This window comes from Rubellimicrobium aerolatum, from assembly GCF_017872975.1.
GTDB classification, from domain to species: Bacteria; Pseudomonadota; Alphaproteobacteria; order Rhodobacterales; family Rhodobacteraceae; genus Rubellimicrobium; species Rubellimicrobium aerolatum.
Genome location: NZ_JAGGJP010000001.1, coordinates 314774 through 330012 on the forward strand (window position 1 = coordinate 314774; position 15239 = coordinate 330012).

Annotated in this window: 14 protein-coding genes; 9 read left to right on the forward strand and 5 right to left on the reverse strand. The window is 71.7% G+C overall.

What is annotated here, in order from left to right; genetic code table 11:
- Positions 1-92: 92 nt before the first annotated feature.
- From cobA to J2Z33_RS01535, 3 genes are read left to right on the forward strand one after another with little or no spacing between them, the layout of a single operon-like run.
- Positions 93-914 carry a uroporphyrinogen-III C-methyltransferase gene (gene cobA, locus J2Z33_RS01525; RefSeq protein ID WP_209837152.1) on the forward strand — a complete coding sequence of 274 codons (822 nt, stop codon included), beginning with the start codon at positions 93-95 and terminating at the stop codon, positions 912-914.
- Entirely contained in the window at positions 911-2212 is a 1302-nt protein-coding gene (locus J2Z33_RS01530) for a cobyrinic acid a,c-diamide synthase CobB (RefSeq protein ID WP_209837155.1), read from the forward strand. Before cobA ends, J2Z33_RS01530 begins: the two co-directional genes overlap by 4 nt.
- Positions 2209-3441, forward strand: a complete 1233-nt coding sequence (locus tag J2Z33_RS01535; RefSeq protein ID WP_209837157.1) for an MFS transporter — start codon at positions 2209-2211, stop codon at positions 3439-3441. The genes J2Z33_RS01530 and J2Z33_RS01535 overlap by 4 nt, the downstream gene beginning before the upstream one ends.
- A 2-nt stretch (positions 3442-3443) precedes the next feature.
- On the opposite strand, the gene J2Z33_RS01540 is transcribed toward J2Z33_RS01535, so the two are convergent.
- The 3 genes from J2Z33_RS01540 to cysS form a co-directional block, all read right to left on the reverse strand.
- Complete coding sequence (locus J2Z33_RS01540; protein ID WP_209837159.1) at positions 3444-4205, reverse strand: squalene/phytoene synthase family protein; 762 nt, start codon at positions 4203-4205, stop codon at positions 3444-3446.
- Positions 4202-5830 carry a citramalate synthase gene (gene cimA / locus J2Z33_RS01545; protein WP_209837161.1) on the reverse strand — a complete coding sequence of 543 codons (1629 nt, stop codon included), beginning with the start codon at positions 5828-5830 and terminating at the stop codon, positions 4202-4204. The genes J2Z33_RS01540 and cimA overlap by 4 nt, the downstream gene beginning before the upstream one ends.
- Before the next feature lie 264 nt (positions 5831-6094).
- Entirely contained in the window at positions 6095-7552 is a 1458-nt protein-coding gene (gene cysS / locus J2Z33_RS01550) for a cysteine--tRNA ligase (protein WP_209837163.1), read from the reverse strand.
- A gap of 218 nt (positions 7553-7770) precedes the next feature.
- Here cysS and J2Z33_RS01555 point away from each other — a divergent pair, with 218 nt between their 5' ends.
- Positions 7771-8037 (forward strand): hypothetical protein, encoded by a 267-nt coding sequence (locus tag J2Z33_RS01555; protein WP_245218389.1) that lies wholly within the window; start codon positions 7771-7773, stop codon positions 8035-8037.
- 32 nt (positions 8038-8069) lie between these two features.
- Entirely contained in the window at positions 8070-9272 is a 1203-nt protein-coding gene (locus tag J2Z33_RS01560; protein WP_209837167.1) for a pyridoxal phosphate-dependent aminotransferase, read from the forward strand.
- Between the two features lie 30 nt (positions 9273-9302).
- Here J2Z33_RS01560 and J2Z33_RS01565 read toward each other — a convergent pair whose 3' ends face one another.
- Together J2Z33_RS01565 and J2Z33_RS01570 are read right to left on the reverse strand one after the other, a co-directional pair.
- Positions 9303-9932: an outer membrane protein gene (locus J2Z33_RS01565; protein WP_209837169.1), complete on the reverse strand. Its 630-nt coding sequence runs from the start codon at positions 9930-9932 to the stop codon at positions 9303-9305.
- A 146-nt stretch (positions 9933-10078) separates the two neighbouring features.
- Complete coding sequence (locus J2Z33_RS01570) at positions 10079-11176, reverse strand: anhydro-N-acetylmuramic acid kinase (RefSeq protein WP_209837171.1); 1098 nt, start codon at positions 11174-11176, stop codon at positions 10079-10081.
- Between the two features lie 59 nt (positions 11177-11235).
- Here J2Z33_RS01570 and tyrS point away from each other — a divergent pair, with 59 nt between their 5' ends.
- The 4 genes from tyrS (at position 11236) to eno (ending at position 15212) form a co-directional block, all read left to right on the forward strand.
- On the forward strand, positions 11236-12483 hold the full coding sequence (gene tyrS, locus J2Z33_RS01575) for a tyrosine--tRNA ligase (RefSeq protein WP_209837174.1): 1248 nt from the start codon (positions 11236-11238) through the stop codon (positions 12481-12483).
- An 83-nt stretch (positions 12484-12566) separates the two neighbouring features.
- Positions 12567-12989, forward strand: coding sequence for a Fur family transcriptional regulator (locus J2Z33_RS01580; RefSeq protein WP_209837176.1), 423 nt, complete (start codon positions 12567-12569; stop codon positions 12987-12989).
- On the forward strand, positions 12986-13882 hold the full coding sequence (locus J2Z33_RS01585) for a DMT family transporter (protein ID WP_209837178.1): 897 nt from the start codon (positions 12986-12988) through the stop codon (positions 13880-13882). Before J2Z33_RS01580 ends, J2Z33_RS01585 begins: the two co-directional genes overlap by 4 nt.
- Before the next feature lie 55 nt (positions 13883-13937).
- Positions 13938-15212, forward strand: a complete 1275-nt coding sequence (gene eno, locus J2Z33_RS01590; protein WP_209837180.1) for a phosphopyruvate hydratase — start codon at positions 13938-13940, stop codon at positions 15210-15212.
- Positions 15213-15239 lie beyond the last annotated feature (27 nt).

Here is a 15239-nt window from a genome sequence, read left to right on the forward strand (position 1 = left end):
GGCCAGGGATGGGCGCGTCGGGGGTCGCGCGCGAGGGCGGAGGGGTCGGGTTCCGGCTTTTCGGGCGGGGGCGACGGGATTATGAGGGCGTCATGGTTGAGCTTCCTTCCTTTGACTGGCCCCGTTTCCTGCCCGGATGGGTGTGGCTCGTGGGGGCCGGGCCGGGCGATCCGGGGCTGCTCACGCTTCATGCGCTGAACGCGCTGCGGCAGGCGGATGTCGTGGTCTACGACGCGCTGGTGGAGCCGGCGATCCTCGACTGGGCGCCGGGGGCGGAGCGGGTCCATGCCGGCAAGCGCGGGGGCAAGCCGTCGCCCTTGCAGCGGGACATCTCGCTGCGGCTGGTGGAGCTGGCGCGCGAGGGGCGGCGCGTGCTGCGGCTGAAGGGGGGCGATCCCTTCGTCTTCGGGCGGGGCGGCGAGGAAGGGCAGACGCTGGTGGCCCATGGCGTGCCGATCCGGGTGGTGCCGGGGATCTCTGCGGGCATCGGCGGGCTGGCCTATGCGGGCATCCCGGTCACGCATCGGGACGTGAACCAGTCGGTGACCTTCGTGACGGGGCACGACCAGACGGGGCAGGCACCGTCGTCGCTGGACTGGCAGGCGATCGCAAGGGCTTCGGAGGTGATCGTGGTCTACATGGGGCTGAAGCACGCGGCCCGGATCGCGGCGGAGCTGATGGCGGCGGGGCGCGAAGGCTCGGAGCCGGTGGCCATCGTCACGGACGCGACGACCCCCCGGCAAAGGGTGCTGGAGACGGTGCTGGCGCGGCTGCCCGAGGATGCGGCGCGCGTGGAGCCGCCGGCGATCCTCTGCATCGGGCGCAACGTGCTGCTGCGGCAGGTGCTCGACTGGCGCGAAGGAGGTCGCGACGCCGATCCCCTGGGGACGCGGGCGCGGCCGGACAGCGCGTGAGGGGGCTCGTCGTCGCCGCGCCGGCCTCGGGGTCGGGGAAGACGACCGTGGTGCTGGGGCTGCTGCGGGCGCTGCGGCGGCGCGGGGTCGCGGTGCGGGGGGCGAAGTCGGGGCCGGACTACATCGACCCGCGATTCCATGAGGCGGCCTGCGGGGTGCCTTGCGTGAACCTCGACGCCTGGGCGATGGGCGCGGGGCGGCTGCGGGCGCTGGCCTCGGGCGACGGGCTGCTGGTGGTCGAGGGGGCCATGGGGCTCTTCGACGGGGCGCCGCCGGAGGGGCGCGGGTCCACGGCGGAGGTCGCGCGGGTGCTCGGGCTGCCGGTGGTGCTGGTGGTGGACGCGGGGCGCATGGGGCAGTCGGTGGGGCCGCTGGTGGCGGGCTTCGCGCGCCATGATCCGGGCGTTCGGGTCGCGGGAGTGATCCTGAACCGGGTGGGGTCGGAGCGGCACCGCCGGATGCTGGAGCGGGCGGTCGGAGCCGTGGGGCTGCCGGTGCTGGGGGCGCTGCCGCGCGAGGCGGAGCTGGCGCATCCGTCGCGGCACCTGGGGCTGGTGCAGGCGGAGGAGCGGCCGGACTTGGGGGCGTTCCTCGACCGGGTTGCGAGCTTCGTCGAGCAGCACGTTGATCTGGATGGGATTCAGATACTGGCCATGGAGGGGCTGGGCGGGACGGGGCCGCTCGTTCCACCGCCGGCGCAGAGGATCGCGCTGGCGCGGGATGCGGCGTTCGCCTTCGCCTATCCGCATCTGCTGGCCGACTGGCGGGCGGCGGGAGCGGAGATCGCGGTATTCTCGCCGCTGGCGGATGAGGAGGTGCCGGAGGCGGATCTGGGCATCCTGCCCGGAGGCTACCCGGAGCTTCATGCGGGGCGGCTCGCGGGGGCGGATCGGTTCATGACGTCTCTGAGGAGCGCAGCGGAACGCATGGACATCTATGGAGAATGTGGCGGCTATATGGTGCTGGGCGAGGCGCTGGTCGATGCCGAGGGGCGGGCGCATCGGATGGCGGGACTGCTGGGATTGGAGACTTCGTTCGCCAAGCGGCGGCTGCATCTGGGCTATCGGCGCGTCGAGGCGCTGGGCGGACCGTTTCCGGGGTGCTGGGCGGCGCACGAGTTCCATTATGCGACCACGCTGAAGGCCGAAGGGGAGCCGCTGTTCCGGGCCTGGGACGCGGAGGGCGTGGAGCTGCCGCCCATGGGGCTGCGGCGCGGAGGTGTCGCAGGGTCCTTCGCGCACCTGATCGACCGGGCGGATGGACTTGACGCCGGGGCGGGGCTAGGGGACGGGGCATGACCGCCCTGCCCGCCTCCGACCTCGCCGCTCCCGACGACCGCCGCGCGCGGCGCAACGTCCTCGTCCTCGTCGCCACGCAGGCGGTGCTGGGGAGCCAGGTGACGATGGTCTTCGTGGTGGGGGGGCTTGCTGGGAACATGCTTGCACCCGTGCATTGCCTCGCGACGCTGCCGATCTCGATGATCGTGCTGGGCGCTGGGCTGACCGCGCCGTGGCTATCGGGGTTCATGCAGCGGCACGGGCGGCGGGCGGGGTTCTTCGTCGGCGCGGCGGGGGGACTCGTGGGTTCGGGGCTGGCGGCCTGGGCGCTTTCGCTGGGGAGCTTCTGGCTGTTCCTGGCGGGGAGCTTCCTGACGGGGACCTACATGGCGGCGCAGGGCTTCTACCGGTTCGCGGCGACGGACGCGGCGTCGGAGGCCTTCAAGCCCAAGGCGATCTCCTGGGTGATGGCGGGGGGACTGGTGTCGGCGCTGACCGGGCCGCAGATCGTCAAGGTGACGAACGGGCTGTTTCCGGTGCCATTCCTGGGGACCTACCTCGCCGCGATGGCGGTGACGCTGGCGGGGATGTGGCTGTTCCTGCTGCTCGATCTGCCGGCGCCGCCCAAGGGCGAGGCGCGGACGGTCAAGGGGCCGTCCTGGGGCGAGCTGCTGCGGAGGCCGGCGGTCCTGGTGGCGGTGATCTGCGCGATGGTGTCCTACTCGCTGATGAACCTCGTGATGACCTCGACGCCGCTGGCGATCGTGGGCTGCGGATTCACGCCGGGGAACGCGGCGGACGTGATCTCGGCCCATGTGCTGGCGATGTTCGTGCCGTCGTTCTTCACCGGACACCTGATCGCGCGGTTCGGGGCGCAGCGGATCGTGATGGCGGGGCTGGTGATCCTCGCGGTGGCGGGGATGGTCGGGCTGTCGGGGGTGGAGCTGGGGCATTTCTTCGGGACGCTGGTCCTCCTGGGGCTCGGGTGGAACTTCGGCTTCATCGGGGCGACGGCGATGCTGACCTCGGCGCATTCGGCCTCGGAGCGGGGGCGCGTGCAGGGGATGAACGACGCCATCGTGATGGGATGCGTGACGCTGGCGTCGCTCGCCTCGGGCGGGCTGATGAACTGCGCGGGGGGGACGGCGGTCGAGGGCTGGCAGCTCGTCAACATCGCCATGGTGCCGTTCCTGACGCTGGCCGGAGCGGCGCTGATCTGGCTGGCCTTCCAGCGGCGCGCGGCGCGCTGAGGCTACCAGCCGCCGCGCAGGGTGGCCCAGAGGAGGCGGAGGCGCTTCGGCCCTTCGGGTGGAGCGAGGCGGCCCTGGAGGGCGGCGTCGGGGTCGTGCCGGGCCGCCCTCAAGACCGGAGCGGCGAGGGTGGCGGCGCGGAGCGCGGGGGTGCCGGGGCCGAAGCGGGTGCGGCGGGCTTTGGCGAGCGCGGCCAGCGCGTCGGTCGCGAGGGCGCGGATGGTGGCCGGGGTCTCGTCGGCGAGGCCTCGGTTGCGGGCCGAGAGTTCGGGCAGCGCGAGGAGCCAGGAGGCGAGGCCGCTGGCGAAGCCGGCCTGGAGCGCGGCGGGGCGCGTGGGCTCGGGAGAGCCGAGCGCCTTGGCCCCGGCCCAGAGGAGGTTGCCGGCGGTGCCTTCGAGGTAGGTCCGCAGATCATCGGCCAGGAAAGGCTCGGCCTCGATGTCGCGGCGGCGGGTTTCGATGAGGGCGTCGAGGGGGGCAGGGTCGAGGCGGCTTTCGCGGAGGAGCTGGCCCAAGGGGGTCAGGACCTCGTGCGGGGGCGGGAGCATTCCGGCGGCGCAGGCGGCGACCTGATCGCGCCACCATTGCAGGCGCATCTCGGCCAGCATCGGCTCCCGCGTGGCCCAGGGGGCGCGGGCGATTTCGAGGTTGAAGGCGTAGAGCGGGAACAGGATCTCGCGCGCGGGGGGCGGCGCGGCCATGGCGACGCGGAAGCGGTCGGGGTCGCCGCGTTCGACCAGGGCGGCGCAGGCCTCGAGGCTCATGCGGGCACCGGGGCGCGGTCGCGGACGAGCTTCCAGGTGATCGCGTCGATCAGGGCGTCGAAGCTGGCGTCGATGATGTTGGCGCTGACGCCGACGGTAGTCCATTGGCGGCCCTGCCCGTCCTCGCTGTCGATGACGACGCGGGTCACGGCCTCGGTGCCGCCGTCGGTGATCCGCACGGCGAAGTCGGTCAGGCGCATGTCGTCGATATAGCCTTGCAGCTCGCCCAGGTCGGCGGCCAGCGCGCGGGAGAGGGCGTGGACAGGGCCCTGGTCGGCCTCCTCGGGGGTGTGCACGTTCTCGTGGAAGCTGGTGATGCGCCGGGCGCCGATCTGGACGGTCACGACGGCCTCGGAGACGGTGACGATGTGGCCCTTGGCGTTGCGGCGGCGCTCGGAGATGACGCGGTAGCGGTCCACGTCGAAGTAGCGCGGCAGGAGGCCGAGCTCGCGACGGGCGAGCAGCTCGAAGCTCGCCTGCGCGGTGTCGTAGGCGTAGCCGCGCGATTCGCGGTCCTTGACGGAGGTGAGGATCAGCGACAGGCGCGGGTCGGCGGGCGCGACCTCGATCCCGGCGTCGTGGAGGCGGGAGCGGAGGTTGGACTGGCCCGCCTGGTTGGACATGGGGATGATGCGTTCGTTGCCGACGCGGGCGGGGTCCACGTGCTCGTAGGTGGTGGGGTCCTTGGCGATGGCGCTGGCGTGGAGGCCGGCCTTGTGGGCGAAGGCGGAGCCGCCGACGTAAGGAGCCTGCCGCGCCGGGACGCGGTTCAGGATGTCGTCGAGGGTGCGGCTGGCCTTGAGGAGGCCGCGCAGAGCGTCCTCGGTGACGCCGGTGTGGAAGCGAGACGCGAAGGGCTCCTTGAGGAGCAGCGTCGGGATCAGGGTGACGAGGTTGGCGTTGCCGCAGCGTTCGCCCAACCCGTTCAGGGTGCCCTGGATCTGGCGGGCCCCGGCCTCGATGGCCGCGAGGGAGTTGGCGACGGCGTGGCCGGTGTCGTCGTGGGTGTGGATGCCGAGATGGGGGCCGGGGATGCCGGAGGCGATGACGGCCTCGACGGTGCGGGCGACCTCCCCGGGCAGGGTGCCGCCGTTGGTGTCGCAGAGGACGATCCAGCGCGCGCCTTCGGAGAACGCGGCGTGGAGGCAGGCCAGCGCGTAGGCGGGGTCGGCGCGGTAGCCGTCGAAGAAGTGCTCGGCGTCGAAGATCGCCTCGCGGCCACTGGCGACGACATGGGCGAAGCTGGCGCGGATGTTGTCGAGGTTCTCGTCCAGCGGCACGCCGAGGGCGGTGCGGACGTGGAACTCGTGGGACTTGCCCACCAGGGTCACGGCAGGGGTGCCGGCGTTCAGGACGGCGGCGAGAACGTCGTCGTTCTGGGCGGAGCGGCCCGAGCGCTTGGTCATGCCGAAGGCGGCCATCGTCGCGCGGGTCGCGGGGGCCGTGGCGAAGAAGTCGGAGTCGGTGGGGTTCGCGCCGGGCCAGCCGCCCTCGATCACGTCCACGCCGAGAGCGTCGAGGACCTGCGCGATGCGGATCTTTTCCGGCGTGGTGAACTGGACGCCCTGGGTCTGGGCGCCGTCGCGGAGCGTGGTGTCGTAGAGATGCAGGCGTTCAGTGGTCATGGCGTGGTCCTCCTTTCTGCGGAGGAAGATCGCAGGTGGCGGTTAAGGGGATCTGACAGCAACGGGCGTTGCGTGGGGTGGGGGGTGCCGTTAACCGGGGGTGAGCGCGGTCAAGGGGTTGGGGGGTGTGGGGGTTAACGGGGGGGTGGCGGGGCGCGGAGCCGGAGGGCGAATCGGGGTAACGGGCTGAAGCCCGCCCTGGGGTTGGGGTGGGCGGGATAGAAAAATCTTCGTTCGAAGATTTTTCGTGGGGGGCGCAGGGACTCATGGCGCAGCCTCGGCGTCGAGGGCGACGAGGCGGCGGGTGTCCACGCGGGGGCCGGGGTGAAGGGTGATCCCGGCCTTGGACATCCGCACCTCCACGCCGGATTCGATCAGCGCGGCCTTGAGGCGGTCCACGGCGGAGAAGTCCTTGGAGGTCATCGCCGCCTCGCGTGCGCGCGTGAGCGCGACCGTGAGACGGTCGAGCATCACATCGAAGGAAGACTGAGACGTGGTGCCGCTTCCAAATCCCGACAGTTCAAGAATTCCTCCGCCCGATCCGACTGCGGCAGGAAGTGTCCACCCTCGCAGGTCGTCGGTCAGGAATCCCATCAACTGAGCCGATGCCTTGAAGACGACCGGATCAGCCGAGGCCAATCTGTGAAGTTCGCCGATTGCAGCAGGCGTATTCAGGTCGTCTGCCAAGCATTGCACAATCTCCTTCGAAGGCTCGGAAACACCATCCACTTTCGAAGCAATTTCTCGCCATCTCCAGAGAGTAGAACGCGCCGTGTCAGCCTTCTCAGCGGTCCAATCCATCGGCTTACGGTAATGCGTTCCCAGCAGAACGAAGCGGATGATCTCGCCGGCAACCGCCCTCTGTGTCCGAAGTTCATGGACGGTGAAGAAGTTGCCGAGGGACTTGGACATCTTCTTGCCCTCGACCTGCAACATCTCGTTGTGGAGCCAATAGCGGGCAAAGCCGCCCTCGGGGTGGGCGCAGCGGGATTGAGCGATCTCGTTCTCGTGGTGGGGGAACTGGAGGTCCAGGCCGCCGCCGTGGATGTCGAAGCTCTCGCCCAGAAGCTCGAAGGCCATGGCGCTGCATTCGATGTGCCAGCCGGGGCGGCCCCGGCCCCAAGGGGAGTCCCAGCCGGGGGTGGCGGCGTCGGAGGGCTTCCAGAGGACGAAGTCGAGCGGGTCCTCCTTGAAGGGGGCGACCTCGACGCGGGCCCCGGCGATCATGTCGTCGAGGGAGCGGCCGGAGAGCTGGCCGTAGTCCTTGTAGGAGCGGACGCGGAACAGGACGTGGCCTTCGCGTTCATAGGCGTGGCCCCTGGCGATGAGGTCTTGGGTCATCGCGATCATCGCGCCGATCCATTCGGTCGCGCGCGGCTCGTGGGTGGGCCGCAGCGCGCCGAGGGCGTCCATGTCGTCGTGATACCAGCGGATCGTCTCGTCGGTGATGTCGCGGATCGGGCGGCCGGTGGCGGCGGCGCGGGCGTTGATCTTGTCGTCCACGTCCGTGAAGTTGCGGACGTAGGTGACGTGCGCCTCGCCGTAGACGTGGCGGAGGAGACGGAAGAGCACGTCGAAGACGACGACAGGGCGGGCGTTGCCGAGGTGGGCGCGGTCATAGACCGTGGGGCCGCAGACATACATCCGCACGGCCTTCGGGTCGATGGGCTCGAACGGCTCCTTGCGGCGGGTCTTGCTGTTGGTCAGGCGGATGGTCGTCATGGGTCGCCTCGCGGTGGGGCCCGCGGGCTTGTCTCGATCTCACCGGAGGAGTGCGACGATGCGGCCCGCGTGACGTGGAGTCAGCAGGGAATGAGGCAGAGGAGGATGCCACGGGTCGTCATGGCGGGCGGCATAGCAGCGCCCTGCCCCGGCGTCCATCGGATTCGGGCCATGGACTCGGGCTGGATCGGGGGGCAGCGCGCCCCATGTGCATGGGCATGAGCCGCGAGACCGTCAACCTCATCTGCGCCGAGCTGCCGGGGGCCGACAAGGTCGCGGGGCCCGAGGGCGACCTGTGGGCGCTGGCGCGCGAGCCCTTCGCGCGGGTGGGCGCGGTCGTGGAGGTGCGCGAGGCGGCGGGCTGGGCCGTCCTGCCGCCGCTGGACGATCACGCCGCGCGGGAGCGGATCGTGGAGGCCTACCGGCTGGTGCGGGCGTCGTTGCCCGCCGGGGTGCGGATCACTCTGGACCGGACCAGCGGTTGACTTCGCGCGGGGGCGGAGCGATGCCCCGCGCCATGACCAAGCCATCGAAGCGCATCCGCGCCATCACCGGCGAGGGGTCGGACGGGTGGGACCTGTTCTACCGCGCCAAGGACCTGATCCGGCAGGGGGTTCCCGTCGTCGAGCTGACCATCGGGGAGCACGACGTGAGGACCGATCCCGCCATCCTCGATGCCATGCGCGAGGCGGCGCGGGCGGGGGCCACGGGGTATGCGTCGATCCCCGGCATCCCGGAGCTGCGGGCCGCCGTGGCCGAGCGGGTGGAGCGGGTGACGGGGGTGGCGACCGGGCCCGCGAACGTGATCGTGACGCCCGGCGGGCAGGCGGCGCTGTATGCGGCGCATCAGTTGGTGGGCGATCCGGGGGACCGGGCGCTGCACGTCGATCCCTATTACCCGACCTATCCGGGCACGATCCGCGCGGCGGGGCTGGTGCCGGTGGCGGTGCCGGCGCGGGCTGAGGCGGGGTTCGAGCCGGTGGAGGCGGACCTGATGGCCGCGCCGGAGGCCCGGTCGCTGCTGGTGAACTCGCCCAACAACCCGACGGGGGTGGTGTATGGCGAGGCGACGCTGGCGGGGATCGCGCGGGTCGCGGTGGCGCGCGACCTGTGGGTGATCTCAGACGAGGTGTACGACAGCCAGATCTGGGAAGGGCGGCACCTTTCGGTGCGGGCCTGGCCGGGGATGGCGGAGCGTTGCCTCGTGGTGGGCTCCTTGTCCAAGAGCCACGCGATGACGGGAAGCCGGCTGGGCTGGATCGTCGGGCCGGCGGAGGCGGTGGAGCTGCTGTGGGACCTGTCCACGGTGTCGAACTACGGGATTCCGGGGTTCATCCAGGAGGCGGGGGTGTTCGCTCTAGCGCAGGGGGCGGCCTACGAGGCGGGGATCGCCGAGCCGTTCCGGCGGCGGCGGGGGATCACCCAAGGCGTGCTGGCGGGCCAGGACGTGGTGCGGGCCGCGCCGCAGCGGGGGGCGATGTATGCGCTGCTCGACGTGCGGGCGACGGGGCTGACCGGCGAGGGCTTCGCGCTGCGGCTGCTGGAGGAGGAGCGGATCGCGGTGCTGCCGGGGGAAAGCTTCGGGCTCGCGTCGGCGGGGCACGTGCGGGTGGCAATGACGGTGGAGGATCGGGCCTACGAGGATGCGCTGCGGCGGCTGGTGCGGCTCGCGGGCCGGATCGCGGCGCAGCGGGCGCATTTCCCGGCCGAGCTGGGGTGAGGGCCGGCGCGGGGCCGGCCCTTCGGAGGCTCAGAAGCGGATGGAGCCGCGCAGGCCGATGGTGGTGACCTGCGTCTCGATGCCGGTGTCGGCGAGCTCGTCGAAGTCGTGGCGCAGGACCTCGGCGCCGACGTCGAAGCGGTCGGTGAGCTGGTAGCTGACGCCCAGGCCGTAGAAGGTGCCGTCCACGCCCTCGTCGTCGTCGAAGCCGTCGGAGGACAGCGTGGCGTGGGCCCAGCCGCCGGTGACGTAGGGCAGGAAGCGCCCGGCGTCGTAGCCGGCGCGGAGCTTGGCGCGGGCCACGCGGTCGAGCGTCACGTCGTCGGCGAGGCCGGCGTCGTCGATGGCGATGTTGCCCCAGTCATGCTCCAGCTCGGCGCCGAGGACGAAGCGGCCGAAGTCGCGCTGGTAGCCGGCGTGGAGGCCGGTCAGGTGGCCGTCGGCCTCGGTGTCGATGTCGTCCGAGTCGAACTGGCCGTAGGACAGGTCGCCCCCGACGTAGAAGCCGGTCCAGTCGGGCGTGGCGGCGGGCGGGGTCGCCGTCACGGTGATGGGGGCCACGGGCGCGGCGGGCGTCGTGGCGGGGGCGAAGCCGGCGGCGAAGGCCGGCGACGCGGCGAGGAGGGCGGCCGCGGAAATGAGCGACAGGCGATTAAGCATTTGAGTCTACCTTTCTTGTCCAAATGGACGGGCCGGCCGGATGCGTCGGGAAGGCATCCTCGGCCCGTCCGAGGTATGTGCGGCAGGCGGGCCTTCAACGGAAGTCGGGTTTCCCCGACCTTGCTGTTGCAGGACTGCAACAGGGGTCAGGGGCGGCTCAGGCGGCCCCCCGTGACCGGGCGGGGGACGCCGGTCGTGCCGGGCGCGGAGGTCGGAAGGCCGCGCCGGACACGGACGGCGAGGAAGGCGAAGGCCTGCGCCTCCAGCATGTCGCCGTCGAGGCCGACGGATTCCACGGGGGCCACGTCGCAGGCGGCGCGGGCGGCGATCATCGCCATGAGGGTCGGGTTGCGGCGGCCGCCGCCGGTCACGAGGAGGCGGGCGGGCGGCGCGGGGCAGAGCCGGAGCCCCTGCCCCACCGCCGCCGCCGCGCAGGCGGTGAGGGTGGCGGCGGCGTCGGCGTCGGGAAGGGACTCGACGGCGGCCAGCAGATGCGCCCAGGCGTCGCGGTCGAGCGACTTGGGCGGGGGCCTGGCGAAGAAGGGGTGGGACAGGAACGCGGCCACGAGGGGCTCGGAGACGGTGCCTGCGGCGGCGAGGCGGCCGTCCTCGTCGCGGGGCAGGCCCCGGCGGCGGTGGAGGAGGTCGTCCACGGGGGCGTTCGCGGGACCGGTGTCGAAGGCGAGGAGCGCGCCGGGGGCCTCGGGGCAGTCGGCGCGGGGGTCGATCCAGGTGAGGTTGCCGACGCCGCCGAGGTTGAGGACCGCGAGCGGCTCGGTCGCGCCGATGCGGCGGGCGAGGGCCCAGTGGAAGAAGGGGGCGAGCGGGGCGCCCTGCCCGCCCTGGCGGACGTCCTCGGAGCGGAAGTCCCAGATGACGGGGCGGTTCAGGGCCTTCGCGAGCGCCGCGCCGTCGCCGACCTGCAACGTCCCCCGCCCGCCGGGGTCGTGGGCGAGGGTCTGGCCGTGGAAGCCCACGAGGTCCACGGCGGGGAAGCGGGACAGGATCTCGATATGCGCGGCCTCGACGACGCGGGCGGCGGCTTCGACCTCCTCGCCGTCCCAATGGCCCAAGGCGGCGCGGAGGGTGGCGCGTTCGTCGGGCGTGTAGGGGCGGTAGGCGGTGGGGCCGAAACCGGCGATCCGCTCGCCGTCCGTCACCAGAACCGCCGCGTCCACGCCGTCGAGCGAGGTGCCGGACATCGCGCCGAGGGCGGTAAGGGGCGCGGCGAGGGCTTCGGTCATCTTTCCCTCCGGGGACGCGGGGCCTATAGACTGCGCCGACCGAATGCGGGGAACAAGCCATGACCTTTCAGCCCAAGTCCGACTTCCTGAACGTGCTGATCGAGCGTGGCTATTACGCCGACTGCACCGACCTGTCGGCGCTGGACGCCAAGCTGACGGCGGGCGTGGTGCCGGCCTACATCGGCTATGACGCGACCGCGGCCTCGCTCCATGTCGGGCACCTGATGAACATCATGGTGCTGCGCTGGCTGCAGAAATGCGGGGGCAAGCCGCTGACGCTGATGGGCGGGGGGACGACCAAGGTGGGCGACCCGTCGTTCCGCAGCGAGGAGCGGCCGCTGCTGACGACCGGGCAGATCGACCGCAACATCGAGGGTTTCAAGGGCGTCTTCGGCAAGCTGATCGCCTATGGCGACGGGCCGACCGACGCGCTGATGCTGAACAACGCCGAATGGCTGGACGGGTTGAACTACCTCGACTTCCTGCGGGACATCGGGCGGCACTTCAGCGTCAACCGGATGCTGTCCTTCGAGAGCGTGAAGTCGCGCCTCGATCGCGAGCAGTCGCTGTCGTTCCTGGAGTTCAACTACATGATCCTCCAGGCCTATGACTTCCTGGAATTGAACCGGCGCTATGGCTGCGTGCTCCAGATGGGCGGGTCGGACCAGTGGGGGAACATCGTCAACGGGATCGACCTGACGCGGCGGGTCGATGGGGCCGAGATCTGGGGGTTGACGACGCCGCTGCTGACCACCTCGGACGGGCGGAAGATGGGCAAGTCGCAGGGCGGCGCGGTCTGGCTGAACGGCGATATGCTGAGCCCCTACGAGTTCTGGCAGTTCTGGCGCAACACCACCGACGCGGACGTGGGGCGGTTCCTGAAGCTGTATACCGAGCTGCCGGTGCAGGAATGCGACCGGCTGGGGAACCTGGGCGGGGCGGAGATCAACCACGGCAAGGTCGTGCTGGCCAACGAGGTGACGGCGCTGCTGCACGGCCGCGCGGCGGCGGAGGCGGCGGAGCGGACGGCGCGCGAGGTCTTCGAGGCGGGCGGCGTGGGCGAGGATCTGCCCACGGTGGTCGTGACAGCGGCGCAGGTAGGCGCGGGGCTCGCCAACACGGCGCTGTTCGTGCAGGCGGGGCTTGCGGCTTCGGGCAAGGAGGCGAAGCGGCTGTTCGCCGAGGGCGGCGCGCGGATCAATGACGAGGTGGTGACGGAGCCGCGGCTGCTGTCGCTGGACGAGCTGCGCGGCGGGCTGAAGCTCACGGCGGGGCGGAAGCGGCACGCGCTGGTGCGGGTGGAGTGACCCGCCCGGTGCGCGCGTCCCGGCTGGCGTCGGGATGCGCGAGGGGCTAATCGGCCTGCGTCCCCTTCCCGGAAAGGCCCGGCATGGCCCCGACGATCCTTGAGCGCTGCGAGGCGCATGGCCTGAGGCTCACCGAGCAGCGGCGGCTGATCGCCCGCGTGCTGGAGGAGTCGGGCGACCACCCGGACGTGGAGGAGCTGCACGCGCGGGCGGCGCGGCTCGACCCGGGCCTGTCCATCGCGACGGTCTACCGGACGGTGAAGCTGTTCGAGGAGGCGGGCATCCTGGAGCGGCTGGAGTTCCGGGACGGGCGCGCGCGCTACGAGCCCGCCGACCGCGACCACCATGACCACCTGATCGACATGAACAGCGGCGAGGTGATCGAGTTCGTGGACCCGGAGATCGAGGCCCTCCAGGAGCGCATCGCCGAGCGGCTGGGCTACCGGCTGATGGGGCACCGGCTGGAGCTGTATGGCGTGCCCGTCGGACGGAAGGCGCGCGGATGAGCGGGAACGGGCGCGGCATCCTTTACATGGTCCTTGCCATGGGCGGCTTCGCCGTGGAGGACACGTTCATCAAGCTGCTGGCGCAGCGGGGGATGCCGCCGGGGCAGATCCTCCTCGTGCTGGGGCTGCTGGGGATGGCGGGCTTCGCGGTGGCGGCGCGGGCGCGGGGGCAGCGGTTCCTGTCGCGGCGGCTGCTGCATCCGATGGTGCTGGGGCGGAACCTCGGCGAGATGCTGGGGACCTTCGGCTACGTTCTGGCGGTGGCGCTGGCGCCGTTGACCACGGCGACGGCGATCTTCCAGGCGACGCCGCTGGCGACCACAATGGCGGCGGCGCTGATCCTGCGGGAGCCGGTGGGCTGGCGGCGCTGGACGGCGATCGGCGTGGGCTTCGCGGGGGTCCTGCTGATCGTGCGGCCGGGGACGGAGACGTTCCAGGCGGCGTCGCTGCTCGCGCTCCTCGCGGTGGTGGGGCTGTCGGCGCGGGACCTGTTCACGCGGCGGGTGCCACCGGCGACGGATTCGATCCTGCTCGCCGGCTGGGGCTTTGGCGCGGTGGCGCTGGTGGGGGCGCTGCAACTGGTCGTCACGGGGGGCGCGGTGCGGCCAGTGGGGGCGGAGGGGCCGTGGCTGCTCGCCGCGACGGTGGCGGGGGCGGCGGGCTACTGGCTCCTGACCGAGTCGACGCGGATGGGCGAGCTGTCGGTCATCATGCCGTTCCGCTATTCGCGGCTGCTGTTCGCGATGGGGATCGGGATCGTCGTCTTCGCCGAGCGGCCGGACCTCTGGACGCTGGTCGGGGCCGTGATGATCGTGGGATCGGGGGTCTACAGCCTCCTGCGCGAGAGGGCGCGGGCCCGCGCGGCCCTTTCCCCGGCGGCCGTCGCGCGCTAGGGACACGCGACCGTTACCCGATGCCCCAAGGATGGGCGCAGACCAGGAGGCCCCCATGAGCACGATCATCGACGTCCACGCCCGCGAGATCCTCGACAGCCGGGGCAACCCGACCGTCGAGGTCGACGTGACGCTGGAGGACGGGACGCAGGGCCGCGCCGCCGTGCCCTCGGGCGCGTCCACGGGCGCGCACGAGGCGGTGGAGAGGCGCGACGGCGACAAGGCGCGCTACAAGGGCAAGGGCGTGCTGGAGGCCGTGGCGGCGGTGAATGGCGAGATCGCCGAGGCCGTCATGGGCATGGACGCGACCGAGCAGGCGAGCCTCGACGCCCTGATGATCGAGCTGGACGGCACGCCGAACAAGGGGCGGCTCGGGGCGAACGCGATCCTGGGCGTGAGCCTCGCGGTCGCCAAGGCGGCGGCGGAGTTCACGACGCAGCCGCTGTATCGCTACGTGGGCGGGCCGGCGGCGCGGGTGCTGCCGGTGCCGATGATGAACATCATCAACGGCGGCCAGCACGCCGACAACCCGATCGACATCCAGGAGTTCATGATCATGCCGGTCGCGGCGGAGAACATCCGCGAGGCCGTGCGCATGGGGTCGGAGGTGTTCCACACGCTGAAGAAGGAGCTGCACGATCAGGGGCTCGCGACCGGCGTCGGTGACGAGGGCGGCTTCGCGCCCGGCCTGCGGTCGGCCCGCGAGGCGCTGGACGTGATCCTGCGGTCCATCGAGGGCGCGGGCTACCGCCCCGGCGAGGACATCTTCCTGGCGCTCGACTGCGCGGCGACGGAATACTTCAAGGGCGGCCGCTACGTGATGGAGGGCGAGAACGCCTCCATGACCTCGGAGGAGAACGTCCGCTACCTCGAGGGGCTGGCGACCGATTATCCGATCCTCTCCATCGAGGACGGCATGAGCGAGGACGACTGGGACGGCTGGGCGATGCTGACCGAGGCGCTGGGCGACCGCGTGCAGCTCGTGGGCGACGACCTGTTCGTGACCAACCCCGACCGGCTGCGCGACGGCATCCAGCGGGGCATCGCCAACTCGCTGCTCGTCAAGGTCAACCAGATCGGCACCCTGACCGAGACGCTGCGCGCTGTCGAGATGGCGCACCGCGCGCGCTACACCTCGGTCCTGTCGCACCGCTCGGGCGAGACCGAGGACGCCACCATCGCCGACCTGGCGGTGGCCACCAACTGCGGGCAGATCAAGACCGGCTCGCTGTCGCGGTCGGACCGGCTGGCGAAATACAACCAGCTCATCCGCATCGAGGAGATGCTGGGCGACGTGGCCGAATACGCGGGCCGCAGCATCCTGCGCTGACCGCCGTGGCGCGGCGGGGCGGCGCGG